The 14,981-nt window shown below is 60.6% G+C and carries 15 protein-coding genes; 13 read left to right on the top strand and 2 right to left on the bottom strand.

Translation table 11 applies throughout. The features are described from left to right. Positions 1-17 precede the first annotated feature (17 nt). Complete coding sequence (locus PSH97_RS24550) at positions 18-716, bottom strand: DNA-3-methyladenine glycosylase (protein WP_305447031.1); 699 nt, start codon at positions 714-716, stop codon at positions 18-20. Positions 717-905: 189 nt separating this feature from the next. On the opposite strand from PSH97_RS24550, the gene PSH97_RS24545 reads away from it, so the two are divergent. The 13 genes from PSH97_RS24545 (at position 906) to PSH97_RS24485 (ending at position 13,485) form a co-directional block, all read left to right on the top strand. Next, positions 906-2,177 (top strand): glutamate-5-semialdehyde dehydrogenase, encoded by a 1,272-nt coding sequence (locus tag PSH97_RS24545; protein WP_305447030.1) that lies wholly within the window; start codon positions 906-908, stop codon positions 2,175-2,177. 1 nt (position 2,178) lies between these two features. After that, positions 2,179-2,868, top strand: coding sequence for a nicotinate-nucleotide adenylyltransferase (gene nadD / locus PSH97_RS24540; protein WP_008009047.1), 690 nt, complete (start codon positions 2,179-2,181; stop codon positions 2,866-2,868). Between the two features lie 72 nt (positions 2,869-2,940). Then, positions 2,941-3,435, top strand: a complete 495-nt coding sequence (gene rsfS, locus PSH97_RS24535) for a ribosome silencing factor (protein WP_038981377.1) — start codon at positions 2,941-2,943, stop codon at positions 3,433-3,435. Positions 3,436-3,444: 9 nt separating this feature from the next. Then, complete coding sequence (gene rlmH / locus PSH97_RS24530) at positions 3,445-3,912, top strand: 23S rRNA (pseudouridine(1915)-N(3))-methyltransferase RlmH (RefSeq protein WP_003185785.1); 468 nt, start codon at positions 3,445-3,447, stop codon at positions 3,910-3,912. Positions 3,913-3,922: 10 nt separating this feature from the next. Next, complete coding sequence (gene mrdA, locus PSH97_RS24525) at positions 3,923-5,818, top strand: penicillin-binding protein 2 (protein ID WP_305447029.1); 1,896 nt, start codon at positions 3,923-3,925, stop codon at positions 5,816-5,818. Positions 5,819-5,849: 31 nt separating this feature from the next. Then, complete coding sequence (gene rodA / locus PSH97_RS24520; protein WP_305449866.1) at positions 5,850-6,953, top strand: rod shape-determining protein RodA; 1,104 nt, start codon at positions 5,850-5,852, stop codon at positions 6,951-6,953. Positions 6,954-6,970: 17 nt separating this feature from the next. Then, positions 6,971-7,981 carry a lytic murein transglycosylase B gene (mltB, locus tag PSH97_RS24515; RefSeq protein ID WP_305447028.1) on the top strand — a complete coding sequence of 337 codons (1,011 nt, stop codon included), beginning with the start codon at positions 6,971-6,973 and terminating at the stop codon, positions 7,979-7,981. Next, the gene (locus tag PSH97_RS24510) at positions 7,981-8,991 is read left to right on the top strand and encodes a septal ring lytic transglycosylase RlpA family protein (protein ID WP_305447027.1); all 1,011 of its coding nucleotides are present in this window, start codon (positions 7,981-7,983) and stop codon (positions 8,989-8,991) included. Before mltB ends, PSH97_RS24510 begins: the two co-directional genes overlap by 1 nt. A gap of 183 nt (positions 8,992-9,174) precedes the next feature. Beyond that, positions 9,175-10,332 (top strand): D-alanyl-D-alanine carboxypeptidase family protein, encoded by a 1,158-nt coding sequence (locus tag PSH97_RS24505; protein WP_305424989.1) that lies wholly within the window; start codon positions 9,175-9,177, stop codon positions 10,330-10,332. A gap of 80 nt (positions 10,333-10,412) precedes the next feature. Next, the gene (locus tag PSH97_RS24500) at positions 10,413-10,688 is read left to right on the top strand and encodes a DUF493 domain-containing protein (RefSeq protein ID WP_305447026.1); all 276 of its coding nucleotides are present in this window, start codon (positions 10,413-10,415) and stop codon (positions 10,686-10,688) included. Continuing rightward, on the top strand, positions 10,688-11,335 hold the full coding sequence (lipB, locus tag PSH97_RS24495; protein ID WP_105343620.1) for a lipoyl(octanoyl) transferase LipB: 648 nt from the start codon (positions 10,688-10,690) through the stop codon (positions 11,333-11,335). Before PSH97_RS24500 ends, lipB begins: the two co-directional genes overlap by 1 nt. Before the next feature lies 1 nt (position 11,336). Next, positions 11,337-12,359: a lipoyl synthase gene (gene lipA, locus PSH97_RS24490; protein WP_407682161.1), complete on the top strand. Its 1,023-nt coding sequence runs from the start codon at positions 11,337-11,339 to the stop codon at positions 12,357-12,359. Between the two features lie 175 nt (positions 12,360-12,534). Next, positions 12,535-13,485: a S66 peptidase family protein gene (locus PSH97_RS24485; RefSeq protein WP_305447025.1), complete on the top strand. Its 951-nt coding sequence runs from the start codon at positions 12,535-12,537 to the stop codon at positions 13,483-13,485. A 117-nt stretch (positions 13,486-13,602) separates the two neighbouring features. Here the strand turns inward: PSH97_RS24485 and PSH97_RS24480 are convergent, their stop codons facing one another. Then, positions 13,603-14,925 (bottom strand): lytic murein transglycosylase, encoded by a 1,323-nt coding sequence (locus tag PSH97_RS24480; protein ID WP_305447024.1) that lies wholly within the window; start codon positions 14,923-14,925, stop codon positions 13,603-13,605. Positions 14,926-14,981: the final 56 nt, after the last annotated feature.

Here is a 14,981-nt window from a genome sequence, read left to right as displayed (position 1 = left end):
AATGGATTTTTCCATCATCAAGTCAGAAAAAAATAATCGCGACCTTCGACTTGCCCCCGGCGCAGTGGGTTGCGCGTGCAGTAAAGTGCGTAAGCCGCATCAACGAAGCGGTACATCAAATGTTCGTCGCGCCCGTGGGGAATGCCCAAGCGTGTGGTCTGGATGATGTGGCCGGGCGCTGGCCCGACATCTTCCACCAGCAGCACTTCATGGTCGAAGCGTTTGGCGTCCCAGACCGGCACTTTCAGCCCCAGCGCCTTGCACAACAATGTCTGCCCGGCGCACAACTTTTGCGAGGGGCGAGGGCGGCCCTGGGCGTCGGGATTGTTTAGCAGCATCTGCGCCAGGCTTGCCGGCCCGCTCAGTTCATCGACCCATGGATAGGCAGATTTGATCAGCACCGCGTTGCCCGGCCCTTGGGCACTGAAATTCAGGGAGTCACCGCCGCGGGCGTAATACATATAGATGTGGCCGCCATCCAGAAACAAAGCCTTACGCTTTTCTGTGTAGCCAAGGGAGGCGTGGCTACCTTTTTCATCGCAGTAATAGGCTTCGGTCTCGATGATCCGGGCACTGAGCCACAGGTCGCCGACCCGATGACGGATGATTTTACCCAGTAAATCCCGGGCCAGCGTTTGCGCATCGCGGTCGAAAAATGCATCCGGCAGCCCGTTGGGCTGGCGCGTAGCGGACGCAGAAACAGGCAGGTTGGTCATGATGAACAGCGTTTATCAGGGCTGATTGAGTGGTGATGATAACAATATGCAGCTTAATCACGGCTGAACGTCGGCAAATTGCGCTCCATTTCGACCATCCGCCCGTCACCGCTGTTAGTCCCGGGACGCGACAGCTATAATCTGCCGCTTTACTCTTTACCAAGACCTTAGCAAAGACCATTGCAGACCATGACTGAGTCCGTTCTTGACTACATGACCCGTTTGGGTCGCGCCGCCCGCGAAGCTTCCCGCGTGATCGGCCGTGCCAGCACCGCGCAGAAAAACCGCGCCTTGCAGGCGGCTGCCAATGCGCTGGACGCTGCACGCGCCGAGCTGACCGCAGCCAATGAACTGGATTTGGCCGCCGGCCGCGCCAATGGTCTGGAGCCTGCTCTGCTGGAACGTCTGGCACTGACCCCGGAGCGCATCGACGGCATGATCGTCGGTTTGCGTCAGGTCGCGGCACTGCCGGACCCGGTGGGTGCGATCCGCGACATGAGTTATCGCCCGTCGGGTATCCAGGTCGGCAAGATGCGCGTGCCATTGGGCGTGATCGGGATCATCTACGAATCACGGCCGAACGTGACCATCGATGCCGCCAGCCTGTGCCTGAAGTCTGGCAATGCGACCATCCTGCGTGGCGGCTCCGAGGCGATTCATTCCAACCGTGCCATTGCCGCCTGCATCCAGCGCGGTCTGGCCGAGGCCGAACTGCCCGCTGCCGTGGTGCAAGTGGTCGAAACCACCGATCGTGCCGCCGTTGGCGCGCTGATCACCATGCCGGAATACGTTGATGTCATCGTGCCCCGTGGTGGCCGTGGCCTGATCGAACGGGTCAGTCGCGATGCCCGCGTGCCCGTGATCAAGCACCTGGACGGCATCTGTCACGTCTACGTCAGTGCCCACGCCGATCTGCCGAAAGCCCAGCGCATCGCGTTCAACGCCAAGACTTACCGTTATGGCATCTGCGGTGCCATGGAAACCTTGCTGGTCGATCAATCGGTTGCCAAGGCGTTTCTGCCGTCGATGGCTGCCCAGTTCCGCGAAAAAGGCGTCGAACTGCGCGGTTGCGAGCGTACCCGGGTGATCATCGAGGCCGTTGCTGCCACCGAAGAAGATTGGCACACCGAATACCTGGCGCCGATCCTCTCGATCCGCGTGGTCGACGGTCTGGATCAGGCCATTGAGCACATTAATAAGTACGGCTCCCATCACACCGATTCGATCGTCAGCGAAAATCTGGCCGACACCCGGCGTTTCGTGGCTGAAGTCGATTCGTCTTCGGTCATGATCAACACCCCGACGTGCTTCGCCGATGGCTTCGAATACGGATTGGGTGCCGAGATTGGCATTTCTACTGATAAGCTGCACGCCCGCGGCCCGGTGGGCCTCGAAGGGCTGACCTGCGAGAAGTACATCGTGGTCGGTGACGGTCAGTTGCGCGGCCAGGAGTCGGTCTGACTTGGGCGACTTCGACCCGTCAGCCCAAGTGACCGCCAGCGAGCCCCAGCCTCGACGTATTGGCGTACTGGGCGGGACCTTCGACCCGGTGCACATCGGCCATTTGCGCGGTGCGCTGGAAGTCGCCGAATCGCTGGCGCTCGATGAGTTACGTCTGACACCCAGCGCCAGGCCGCCTCATCGGGGTACGCCGCAAGTGTCGGCGAAGGACCGTCTGGCGATGGTCAAGTGCGCGGTGGCCGGTGTGCCACCGTTGGTGGTGGACGCCCGCGAATTGCAGCGGGACAAACCGTCCTACACCATCGACACCCTGGAACTGATGCGCGCCGAACTGGCCGCCCCGGACCAGGTTTTTCTACTTTTGGGCTGGGACGCATTTTGCGGCCTGCCCACTTGGCATCGCTGGGAAGAGTTGCTCCAGCATTGCCACATCCTGGTGCTGCAACGCCCGGATGCCGACAGCGAACCGCCGGATGCCTTGCGCAACCTGCTGGCAGCGCGCTCGGTGAGCGACCCGCTGGCCCTCAAAGGGCCGAGCGGACAGATTGCATTCGTCTGGCAGACGCCGCTCGCGGTATCCGCCACCCAGATCCGTCAACTGCTGGCCAGCGGTAAGTCGGTACGTTTCCTGGTGCCCGACGCGGTCCTGGCCTACATCGATGCGCACGGACTCTACCGTGCGTCGAACTGAAAAAGGGCGCGCTTCAAGGCACGTGAACGCGTGTATCGAAGCGCCCGAACACACGAGCAAAACGAGTTTTATATGACTGACAAAGACGTAAACAAAGTAAAGCGCAAGGGCACGTTCAAGAGCGCTCCGCTGCCAGTAGTGGCCAATACCGGCCCGGAGCTGCGTGGCGAAGAGCTGGTCAAGGTTGCCGTAGCGGCCCTGGAAGACGTCAAGGCCCAGGATGTTCTGGTGATCGACGTTCGTGAAAAGCAGAGCATCACTGATTTCATGATCATCGCTACCGGTACTTCCAACCGCCAGATCGGCGCGATGCTGGATAAGGTCCGCGAGGCGGTCAAAGCTCAGGGCGTCAAACCGTTGGGCGAAGAAGGCAAGGGCGACAGCGACTGGGTGTTGCTGGATATGGACGATGTCATCGTGCACATGATGACTGCCAGCGCTCGCCAGTTCTATGACCTGGAGCGTTTGTGGCAGGGTGCCGAGCAGAGCCGTGCCGGCAGCGCCGCGCACCACAGCCCGGAAAACACCCATGAGCATTTCATCAAGCTCAACAAAGACCAGCAATAAGGGACCGCTGTGCGACTGCGACTGATCGCCGTCGGTTCACGCATGCCCAAATGGGTGGAAGAAGGCTGGCATGAATATGCCAAGCGTCTTCCGTCCGAGCTGGCGCTGGAACTGGTGGAAATTCCGCTCAACACCCGGGGCAAGAACGCCGATGTGGCGCGCTTTATCCGTCAGGAAGGCGAAGCCATGCTGGCCAAGGTCGGGCCGAACGAGCGCATTGTCACCCTCGAAGTCCACGGCAAGCCCTGGAGCACCGAGCAACTGGCGGTTGAACTCGATCGCTGGCGGCTGGACTCGCGCACGGTGAATTTCATGGTCGGCGGCCCCGAGGGGCTGGCGCCGGAAGTCTGTGCCCGGGCGGATCAACGCTGGTCGTTGTCGCCGTTGACGCTGCCGCACCCATTGGTGCGGATTCTGATCGGCGAACAGCTGTATCGTGCCTGGACAGTCCTGTCCGGCCACCCTTACCACAAGTAGTTCTGCCCTCATGCCCCAGCCGATCCGCATCAAGGACCACGAAAAAGACGCCCGTCTGGTGCGTGGCCGCGTCGTGTTCGGGGCCATTGCAGTGGTGGCGCTGATTGGCGTGCTGATCGCGCGGCTGTATTTCCTTCAGGTGATCCAGTACGAGTACCACTCGACCCTGTCGGAAAACAACCGCGTCCATGTGCAGCCGATTCCGCCGACTCGCGGGTTGATCTTCGACCGCAATGGCGTGGTGGTGGCCGACAACCGGCCGAGCTTCAGCCTGAGCATGACCCGCGAGCGCTCCGGCAACTGGCAGCAAGTGCTCGACGTGATCGTCGAGGTGCTCGAGTTGACGCCCGAAGACCGGGTGATTTTCGAGAAGCGCATGCGTCAGGGGCGCCGGCCGTTCGAACCGGTGCCAATCCTGTTCGAGCTGACCGAAGAGCAGATCGCCCGCATCGCGGTGAACCAGTTCCGCCTGCCCGGTGTGGAAGTGGTTGCGCAACTGGTGCGCCATTACCCGCAGGGCGCGCACTTTGCGCACTCGGTGGGTTACATGGGGCGGATCAACGAGAAAGAGCTGAAGTCGCTCGATCCGGTCAACTACAGCGGCACCCACCACATCGGCAAGACCGGCATCGAGCGCTTCTATGAGGCCGAGTTGCACGGCCAGGTGGGTTACGAGGAAGTCGAAACCAACGCACGAGGCCGCGTATTACGCGTACTCAAGCGTACCGATCCGATTCCCGGCAAGGACATTGTCCTGAGCCTGGACATCAAATTGCAGGAAGCCGCCGAAGCCGCGCTTGGTGGTCGCCGTGGCGCGGTCGTGGCGCTGGACCCGAGCACTGGCGAAGTGCTGGCGATGGTCAGCCAGCCGAGTTTCGACCCGAACCTGTTCGTCACCGGCATCAGCTTCAAGGCCTATGCCGAGCTGCGCGATTCCATCGACCGGCCGCTGTTCAACCGCGTGTTGCGCGGTCTGTACCCACCGGGTTCGACGATTAAACCGGCGGTAGCGATTGCCGGCCTGGATGCGGGTGTGGTCACGGCGTCGTCCCGGGTCTACGACCCCGGTTACTACCAACTGCCCAATTACGATCACAAATACCGTAACTGGAACCGTACCGGCGACGGTTACGTGGATCTGGATACGGCAATCATGCGGTCCAACGACACCTACTTCTATGATTTGGCCCATAAGCTGGGGATTGATCGGCTGTCGGCCTACATGAGCAAATTCGGCATTGGCCAGAAGGTCTCCCTCGACATGTTCGAAGAGTCGCCGGGATTGATGCCAACCCGGGAATGGAAGCGCGCGACCCGTCGTCAGGCCTGGTACCCGGGTGAGACGCTGATTCTCGGGATCGGTCAGGGCTACATGCAGTCCACTCCGTTGCAGTTGGCCCAGGCCACGGCGCTGGTGGCCAACAAAGGTGTCTGGAATCGTCCGCATTTGGCCAAGACCCTCGAAGGGGCGAAGCCGGTGGACGAAAATCCGATGCCGGACATCATCCTGCGCGACCCGTCGGACTGGACCAAGGTCAACCACGGCATGCAGCAGGTGATGCACGGTGCCCGCGGTACCGCGCGCAAGGCATCCATCGGTGCTCAATACCGGATTGCCGGCAAGAGTGGTACGGCTCAGGTGGTCGCGATCAAGCAGGGCGAGAAGTACGACCGCTCCAAGGTTCAGGAACGCCACCGCGACCACGCTTTGTTCGTTGGCTTCGCCCCGGCCGAAAACCCGAAAATCGTAGTGTCGGTGATGGTCGAGAACGGCGAGTCCGGCTCCGGCGTCGCCGCGCCTGTGGTGCGTCAAGTCATGGACGCCTGGCTCCTGGACCAGGACGGCCGACTGAAAGCCGAATACGCCAGCCCTATCAGTGCGGAGGCTACGGCCCGTGAAGAGTAATTTCGATCGCATCCTCTCCAGCGAGGATGTGATGCGTCGCCGTGCGACGCTGTTGCAACGCATGCACATCGACGGCCCGTTGCTGATCCTGCTGCTGACCTTGGCGGCCGGCAGCCTGTTCGTGCTGTATTCGGCCAGCGGCAAAAGCTGGGATCTGCTGGCCAAGCAAGCGACTTCCTTCGGCATTGGCCTGGTAGCGATGATCGTCATCGCCCAGTTCGAGCCGCGCTTCATGGCCCGCTGGGTGCCCGTCGGTTATGTGATCGGCGTGCTGTTGCTGGTGGTGGTGGATGTCATGGGCCACAACGCCATGGGTGCCACGCGCTGGATTAACATTCCCGGGGTGATCCGTTTCCAGCCCTCGGAATTCATGAAGATCCTGATGCCGGCAACCATCGCCTGGTACCTGGCCAAGCGCTCCTTGCCGCCACAGCTCAAGCATGTGGGCGTCAGTCTGTTTTTGATCGGGTTGCCGTTCATTCTGATTGTGCGTCAGCCCGACCTAGGCACGTCGCTGCTGATTCTCGCCGGTGGCGCCTTCGTGCTGTTCATGGGCGGCTTGCGCTGGCGCTGGATTCTCAGCGTGATTGCTGCCGCCGTGCCGGTGTCTGTGGCCATGTGGTACTTCGTGATGCACGACTACCAGAAGCAGCGCGTCCTGACGTTCCTCGACCCGGAGAGCGATCCGCTGGGTACCGGCTGGAACATCATTCAGTCGAAAGCCGCCATCGGTTCCGGTGGCGTGTTCGGCAAAGGCTGGTTGCTTGGCACTCAGTCGCACCTGGACTTCCTGCCGGAAAGCCACACCGACTTCATTATTGCGGTGCTGGGCGAAGAGTTCGGTCTGGTGGGCATCTGCGCACTGTTGCTGATTTACCTGTTGTTGATCGGTCGCGGGCTGGTGATTACCGCCCAGGCGCAGACATTGTTCGGCAAATTGCTCGCGGGCAGCCTGACCATGACGTTTTTTGTTTACGTTTTCGTCAACATCGGTATGGTCAGTGGCCTGTTGCCGGTTGTGGGGGTGCCGTTGCCGTTCATTAGCTACGGAGGAACTTCGCTGGTGACGCTACTGTCAGCGTTTGGGGTTTTGATGTCGATCCATACCCATCGTAAGTGGATCGCACAGGTTTGAATAAGGTGAAGATTTCAATGCAAGCAATGCGTGGCTGGGCGACTCGATACGCACCGTGGGTCGGCCTGGTAAGCATCCTTGGTACCGCGCAGCAAGCGTGGGCCGGCGATTACGAAGGCTCACCCCAGGTGGCCGAGTTCGTCGGTGAAATGACCCGCGACTATGGCTTTGCCGGTGAACAGCTGATGGGCGTGTTCCGCGAAGCCGAGCGCAAACAGTCGATTCTGGACGCGATCTCCAAACCCGCCGAACGGGTTAAAAAGTGGAAAGAATATCGCCCGATGTTCATCACTGATGCGCGCATCGCCCGTGGTGTGGACTTCTGGCGTCAGCACGAAGCGGTCCTGGCTCGTGCCGAGCAGGAATATGGCGTGCCGGCGCAGGTGATCGTCTCGATCATCGGCGTCGAGACCTTCTTTGGTCGAAATACCGGCAATTTCCGGGTGATCGATGCCTTGTCGACCTTGGGTTTCGACTATCCTCCCCGTGCCGAATTCTTTCGCAAGGAATTGCGTGAATTCCTGCTGCTGGCCCGCGAGGAGCAGGTCGACCCGTTGACCCTCAAAGGCTCCTACGCCGGGGCCATGGGCTTGCCGCAGTTCATGCCGAGCAGTTTTCGCGCCTATGCGGTGGATTTCGACGGTGACGGCCACATTAATATCTGGACCAACCCGGATGATGCCATCGGCAGCGTTGCCAGTTATTTCAAGCGTCACGGCTGGGGCGCCGGCGAACCTGTGGTCAGTCGCGCCGATGTGCGTGGCGATCAGGTAGACGAAGGTTTGACCGCAGGCATCGAGCCGACGAAAACCGTCGGGGAGTTGCGGGCGCTGGGCTGGTCGAGTCATGATGCGCTGCGCGATGATATGCCGGTCACGGCTTTCCGCCTGGAAGGTGACAATGGCCCCGAATACTGGATGGGCCTGACGAATTTTTACGCAATCACGCGTTATAACCGCAGCGTGATGTACGCCATGGCCGTACATCAACTGTCTGAACAGCTGGTCCAAGCACGGGGCGTCAAGTAATGCGGGCATTGCCTATGAATAAACCCCTGAAGCTCATGGCATTTGCCGCGTTGACGGTCCTGGTCGCCAGTTGTTCGACCAGCCGTGCGCCGGCTCAGAAGTCCCCGACTGCCGTTCGTTCGGCACCGGGCCTGGATATCAACCGGGCTCACAAGGATGGCGCACCCTGGTGGGACGTCGACGTATCGCGCATCCCGGATGCCACGCCGACCCTGCACAGCGGTCCTTATAAAGCCAACCCGTACACCGTGCTGGGCAAGACTTACTTCCCGCTGCAAGAATCCAAGACCTACGTGGCCTCGGGCACTGCGTCCTGGTACGGCACCAAATTCCATGGTCAGAACACCGCCAACGGCGAGGTGTATGACTTGTATGGCATGAGCGCCGCGCACAAGACCTTGCCACTGCCAAGTTACGTTCGGGTGACCAACCTGGACAACAACAAGAGCGTGATCCTGCGGGTCAACGACCGCGGCCCGTTCTATTCGGACCGGATCATCGACTTGTCCTACGCGGCCGCCAAGAAGCTCGGCTACGCTGAAACCGGCACGGCGCGGGTCAAGGTCGAAGGCATCGACCCGCAGCAATGGTGGGCAGCCAAGGGCCGTCCGGCACCGTTGATGCTTGACGAGCCGAAAGTTGCGCAAAATAGCGCTCCGGTGATTACGGCCTCGGCCGGCACCGTCGAGCAGTGGACGCCACCGCCGCAGCAACACGCCGCGGCCGTTGTACCCGTGCAGATCGATGCAAAAAAAAACGCTTCTGTACCAGCCTCTGGCCAGTATCTGCAGGTGGGCGCGTTCGCCAACCCGGACGCTGCAGAACTCCTGAGATCGAAGCTCAGCGGGATGGTGAGCGCTCCAGTGTTCATCAGCTCGATCGTGCGTAACCAACAGACACTGCATCGAGTGCGCCTGGGGCCGATCGGCTCGGCGGGTGAAATCCAGCAGGTGCAGAACAGCGTGCGGCTGGCCAATCTCGGTTCGCCGAGCCTGGTCAGCGCCGAGTAATACCTGGTTCTTGTTTGACGGTTCGCTTGCGGTTTGGGGGGCGAACCGGGTTGTTGGCTCGTTGAAGAACAAAAGCCCGGCAAGGGTTACAGAGTGAGCAACTGAACACGCGACGGCCCGTTAGGGGTTGTCTGATTAGTTTTGCCCGCGAGGGCAGTTTCCATTAGCGATTTCGAGAGACGGATGAACATCACCACCTTTGCCAAACGCCTGTGCCTGCTAGTCCCGCTGCTCCTCTCGCCTGCCGCTTTCGCGGTCGAGATGATGCCGTCGCCACCGCAACTGGCCGCCAAAGCCTACGTACTCATGGACGCCAGCAGCGGCAACGTGCTGGTGGAGAACAACGGTGACCAGCGTCTGCCGCCGGCAAGCCTGACCAAGCTGATGACCGCGTACATCGCGACCCTGGAAATCCGTCGCGGCCAGATCGGCGAAAACGATCCGGTGACCGTCAGCGAGAACGCCTGGCGTACCGGCGGTTCGCGGATGTTCATCAAGGTGGGTTCGCAAGTCACCGTCAGTGATCTGCTGCACGGCATCATCATTCAGTCGGGTAACGACGCCAGTGTTGCGCTCGCCGAGCACATCGCCGGCAGCGAAGACGCGTTCGCCGACATGATGAACAAAACCGTGGCCGACCTGGGCATGACCAACAGCCACTTCATGAACCCGACCGGCCTGCCAAACCCTGAGCACTACTCGTCGGCTCACGACATGGCGGTGCTGGCTCGCGCGATCATCCACGAAGACCCGGCTCACTACGCGATCTACTCGCAGAAAGAGTTCTTCTGGAACGGCATCAAGCAGCCTAACCGCAACCTGCTGTTGTGGCGTGACAAGACCGTCGACGGTCTGAAAACCGGTCACACCGACGAAGCCGGCTACTGCATGGTGTCTTCGGCGGTACGTGATGGCATGCGCCTGATCGCCGTGGTGTTCGGCACCAACAGCGAAGTGGCCCGTGCTGCTGAAACCCAGAAGCTGCTGACCTACGGTTTCCGCTTCTTCGAAACCCAGACCTTCTATCAGAAAGGCGCCGAGCTGGCTCAGGCTCCTGTCTGGAAAGGCACCACCAATCAAGTCAAGGCCGGCCTGGCTCAAGACCTGACCATGACCCTGCCAAAAGGCCAGCTGAAGAAGCTCGCCGCCAGCATGACCATGACCCCGCAACTGGTCGCGCCAATCGCCAAGGGCGATGTGATCGGTAAAGTCGAAGTGAAGCTGGACGACAAGGTGGTGCACAGCGCCGACCTGATCGCTCTGGACGCAGTCGACGAGGGTGGTATCTTCCGCCGCATGTGGGATAGCATCCGTCTATTCTTCTACGGCTTGTTCAACTGAATTAGTGTGGACCTGCATGGCCCTGTTCCAATCCGGAGCGGGGCCATGTCCGTTGCCACGGCTTACGAGGCCGTTACGCCATGACAGACACTGAAGTAAAGGCGCCAAAAATCGAATTCCCCTGCGCGGATTACCCGATCAAGGTAATCGGCGACACCGGCGTGGGTTTCAAGGACAAGATCATCGCAATCCTTGAGAAACACGCGACCGTTGACCATAAAACCTTTGCCGAACGGCAGAGTACCAACGGGAAGTACACGACCATCCAGTTGCACATCATCGCCACCGACCAGGACCAGCTGTACAACATCAACAGCGAACTGCGGGCTACCGGCTTCGTGCACATGGTGCTGTGATGTCTGGCACGCTGGGCTTTCGCGAACTCGGCCAGATGGCTTACGAGCCGGTCTGGCACGCCATGCAGCGCTTCACCAACGAACGCGGCAGCGATGCCGCCGACGAGATCTGGCTGGTGGAACACCCGCCGGTGTTCACCCAGGGCCAGGCCGGCAAGGCTGAGCATCTGCTGCTGCCGGGGGATATTCCGGTGGTGAAGGTCGACCGCGGTGGTCAGGTGACATACCACGGTCCCGGCCAATTGGTGGCCTACCTGTTGCTGGACGTGCGCAAGCTGGGGTTCGGCGTGCGTGACCTGGTCAGCCGCATGGAGCAATGCCTGATCGAGCTGCTGGCCAGCTACGGCGTGACCGCGGTGGCCAAGCCGGATGCGCCGGGTGTCTATGTCGATGGCGCGAAGATCGCTTCTCTGGGTCTGCGGATCCGCCACGGTTGCTCCTTTCATGGCCTGGCCTTGAACGTGGATATGAACCTGGAACCGTTTCGACGGATTAATCCCTGCGGCTACGCCGGGCTGGCAATGACCCAGCTGCGCGATCACGCAGGACCGATTGAATTTGCCGAGGTAAGTGCCCGGCTGCGCGCGCAGCTCGTCAAACACCTCGACTATGCTGAGCAGACGACCCTAACGGGCGGAATCGACTGATATGACTACTGATGCAGTGCAAACCATGATCCCGACGCTCGATGTCACCGAGCGTCCGGCCCCGCGTGCCAAGGTTGAAGCCGGCGTCAAGCTGCGCGGCGCCGAGAAGGTTGCACGCATCCCGGTGAAGATCATCCCGACCACTGAACTACCGAAGAAACCTGACTGGATTCGCGTGCGCATCCCGGTTTCCCCGGAGGTCGACCGCATCAAGGCCCTGCTGCGTAAACACAAGCTGCACAGCGTTTGCGAAGAAGCGTCCTGCCCGAACCTGGGCGAGTGCTTCTCCGGCGGCACCGCGACCTTCATGATCATGGGTGACATCTGCACCCGTCGTTGCCCGTTCTGCGACGTCGGCCATGGTCGTCCGAAACCACTGGACGCCAACGAGCCGGAAAGCCTGGCCATTGCCATCGCCGACCTGAAACTCAAGTACGTGGTAATCACTTCGGTAGACCGTGACGACCTGCGCGACGGTGGTGCCCAGCACTTTGCCGACTGCATCCGCGAAATCCGCAAACTGTCGCCGAACGTGCAGCTCGAAACCCTGGTTCCGGACTACCGTGGCCGCATGGACGTCGCACTGGAAATCACCGCCGCCGAGCCGCCGGATGTGTTCAACCACAACCTGGAAACCGTGCCGCGCCTGTACAAGGCTGCGCGTCCGGGTTCGGATTACCAGTGGTCGCTGACCCTGCTGCAACGCTTCAAGCAGATGATGCCGCACATTCCGACCAAATCCGGTTTGATGCTGGGCCTGGGCGAAACCGACGAAGAAGTCATCGAAGTCATGAAGCGCATGCGCGAACACGACATCGACATGCTGACCCTGGGCCAGTACCTGCAACCGTCCCGCAGCCACTTGCCGGTCCAGCGCTTCGTGCACCCGGACACCTTCGCCTGGTTTGCCGAGGAAGGTTACAAGATGGGCTTCAAGAACGTCGCTTCCGGTCCGCTGGTACGTTCCTCCTACCACGCTGACGAGCAGGCGAAACTGGTCAAGGCCGAGCTGATGTCGTCCTGACCCTGCTGTGAGAGCAAAAAAGGCCCGCAAGGCTTCTCAGGCCTTGCGGGCCTTTTTTTAGCAGTGCCTGCGGCGATTGCAGACTTTTCCTGCGCGCTGTGGTGCGATTGACCCTCTTCTGTTTATTCCCGTTCCTGACTACTGTGTGCTGAAACGCTCACAGGGAGAATCATGGATGACTGCTCGACCGACCCACACCCTTTGTCCTCACGCTCCCGTTCCGGCCTTGCCGCCTGCAGGGTTGATCGGTGTGATCGCGCCCGCCGGCCCCGCAGCGCTGGACACCGATAAAGCCATTGCCTGGATGCGCGCTCGCGGCTATTCGCTGCGCGTGTTTCCCGGCGCTTATGAGCAAGAGGGTTATCTGGCCGGCAGCGATGATGTGCGGCTCAATGACTTGCACGGCGCATTCGCCGACAGCGAGGTCGATGCCATCATCTGTCTGCGTGGCGGTTACGGTACGCCGCGTTTGCTCGATCGCATCGATTTCGAATTACTGCGCAGCAACGCCAAGCCGTTTATCGGCTACAGCGACGTCACTACGCTGCACTTGGCCATCAGCCGTTATGCAGGCTTCGTGACGTTTCACGGTCCGATGCTCAACGCCGATCTGCTGGGTGACAAGCAGCAACCCACTGAGTTCTCGTTTTTCAACATGCTGCGCGGGCAGGTAAAGGCGGGCAGTGTGCTTTCTCATCCGGTGGCCTGGCCATTGACCACAATCGAGCCCGGCATCGCTCACGGACGTTTGCTGGGGGGCAATCTGTCGATGATCGCCGCGACCATGGGCACGCCTTACGAGATCGAAGCCGAGGGCGTCATTCTGTTCATCGAAGACATTAACGAGCCGCTGTATCGCATTGACCGGTTGCTGACTCATTTGCGTCTGGCGGGCACGCTGCACAAGCTGCGCGGGGTTCTGGTGGGGGATGTGGCGGGGGTTGATGCGATTGCACTGCAGAGGTTGCTCAAGCAGACCTTTGCTCCTTTGCGAATACCGGTGCTATCCGGATGGCGTAGCGGGCATTGTGATCCGAATTTGACGCTGCCGATGGGCGCGCTGGTCAGGCTGGATGCGGGGGACAAGACGTTGGTGTTGGAGCAGGATGTGGTGATCAGGCGGTAGTTCGTTAGCGCCTGATAGTCAGTCTTCGCGGGCAAGCCTCGTTCCTACAGGGATTTGTGCACCGCGAAAATCATGGTGAACCAGATCCTGTAGGAGCGAGGCCTGCCCGCGAGGCTTCTAGCGGTTACGCAACCCTTCCAGCAACTTGTGCGTCGGATAACCATCCGCCGGCCAGCCAAACGACTGCTGGGCGCTGCGGATCGCTTTGCGAGTATTTGCGCCAATAATCCCGTCGGCGGTCCCCGCGTCGTAGTTCTGGGCGCTCAGCAAGTTTTGCAGCTCGATTCGCTCGGTACGGCTCAGAGGCAAGTCATCTTTTGGCCATAGACCGCTGATCAGGCCACCGCCATTGAAACGCTCCGACAACAAGCTAACGGCCAAGGCATAGGACGAAGAGTTGTTGTACTTGAGGATCGCGCGAAAGTTATCGAGGACCAGGAACGCCGGGCCGCGATAGCCAGCGGGCAGCAGCAGGGCGGCCGACAGGTGTTCGGAGCCTGCCGGAACCTGGGCGCCATTGGGCAGGGTGACGCCCAATTGTCGCCATTCGGCAATGCTCTTGCGAATCGCGCCATCGGCCAGGGCGTAATCGAAGCCGCTTGGTAATTGCGCTTCGAAGCCCCATGGCTGGCCTTTCTGCCAGCCAGAGCTTTGCAGGTAGTGCGCGGTCGAGGCCAATGCATCAGCGGAGCTGTTCCAGATGTCGCGACGGCCATCACCGTCGAAGTCCACGGCATGGGTGTTATAGGTCGTGGGAATGAACTGGGTCTGCCCCATGGCGCCGGCCCAGGAACCGAGCATTTTCTCGGGTTCGATATCGCCCTGTTGCAGGATTTGCAGGGCAGCAATCAGCTGCGCATGAGCAAAGCCCGGACGTCGACCTTCATAGGCCAGGGTCGCCAGGGAGTTGATCACTGACTTGTTGCCCTGGAACTGACCGAAATTACTCTCCATGCCCCATACCGCGACCAATGCCTGACGGTCGACGCCGTAGCGCTGCTCGATGCTTTGCAGGATGTTGGCGTACTGGCTGACCAGCGCCTGACCTTTGCGCACCCGCAGCGGCGACAGCGCGCCATCGAGGTATTCCCACACCGGGCGAGTAAATTCCGGTTGGCTGCGATCGGCACGGATCACGCTGTCATCCACGCTGACATTGGCAAAAGCGCGGTCGAACAGGTCGGCGCGAATACCGGCGGCGAGGGCGTCTTTACGGAAACCCGCCTGCCATTCGGCAAAGGTCTGGGTAGGCTGGATATCGAGATTTTCACCGGTTGGAACCACCGGCGGAATGATCGCAGGGGCCGTCGCAACGGTGCGGGTCTGAAGCGGTTGGGCGTCGGCGGCGGTAGGTTTTTCCGCGCAGGCGACAAGCAGAACGAGGCTGGAGGCAGCTATCAGTTGGCGAACGTGCCAACGACGGGAAAGACAAAGGGGCATGCACAGGTCCAGAGGATACGAATCAGGTGCAGACCTTAACATGTTGAGCGATGGCT

It is taken from the genome of Pseudomonas cucumis, from assembly GCF_030687935.1.
GTDB classification, from domain to species: domain Bacteria; phylum Pseudomonadota; class Gammaproteobacteria; order Pseudomonadales; family Pseudomonadaceae; genus Aquipseudomonas; species Aquipseudomonas cucumis.
The sequence above is the reverse complement of the archived record's forward strand: the minus strand, read 5'-3'. Positions and strand labels throughout refer to the sequence as shown.

Bases quoted from the DNA above. Each gene is read 5' to 3' on its own strand.
- lipB (WP_105343620.1), top strand. From the start codon at position 10,688: ATGTCTGGCACGCTGGGCTTTCGCGAACTCGGCCAGATGGCTTACGAG.
- lipA (WP_407682161.1), top strand. From the start codon at position 11,337: ATGACTACTGATGCAGTGCAAACCATGATCCCGACGCTCGATGTCACC.
- PSH97_RS24500 (WP_305447026.1), top strand. From the start codon at position 10,413: ATGACAGACACTGAAGTAAAGGCGCCAAAAATCGAATTCCCCTGCGCG.
- mltB (WP_305447028.1), top strand. From the start codon at position 6,971: ATGCAAGCAATGCGTGGCTGGGCGACTCGATACGCACCGTGGGTCGGC.
- PSH97_RS24510 (WP_305447027.1), top strand. From the start codon at position 7,981: ATGCGGGCATTGCCTATGAATAAACCCCTGAAGCTCATGGCATTTGCC.
- PSH97_RS24545 (WP_305447030.1), top strand. From the start codon at position 906: ATGACTGAGTCCGTTCTTGACTACATGACCCGTTTGGGTCGCGCCGCC.
- PSH97_RS24550 (WP_305447031.1), bottom strand. From the start codon at position 716: ATGACCAACCTGCCTGTTTCTGCGTCCGCTACGCGCCAGCCCAACGGG.
- PSH97_RS24505 (WP_305424989.1), top strand. From the start codon at position 9,175: ATGAACATCACCACCTTTGCCAAACGCCTGTGCCTGCTAGTCCCGCTG.
- mrdA (WP_305447029.1), top strand. From the start codon at position 3,923: ATGCCCCAGCCGATCCGCATCAAGGACCACGAAAAAGACGCCCGTCTG.
- PSH97_RS24485 (WP_305447025.1), top strand. From the start codon at position 12,535: ATGACTGCTCGACCGACCCACACCCTTTGTCCTCACGCTCCCGTTCCG.
- PSH97_RS24480 (WP_305447024.1), bottom strand. From the start codon at position 14,925: ATGCCCCTTTGTCTTTCCCGTCGTTGGCACGTTCGCCAACTGATAGCT.
- rsfS (WP_038981377.1), top strand. From the start codon at position 2,941: ATGACTGACAAAGACGTAAACAAAGTAAAGCGCAAGGGCACGTTCAAG.
- rodA (WP_305449866.1), top strand. From the start codon at position 5,850: ATGCGTCGCCGTGCGACGCTGTTGCAACGCATGCACATCGACGGCCCG.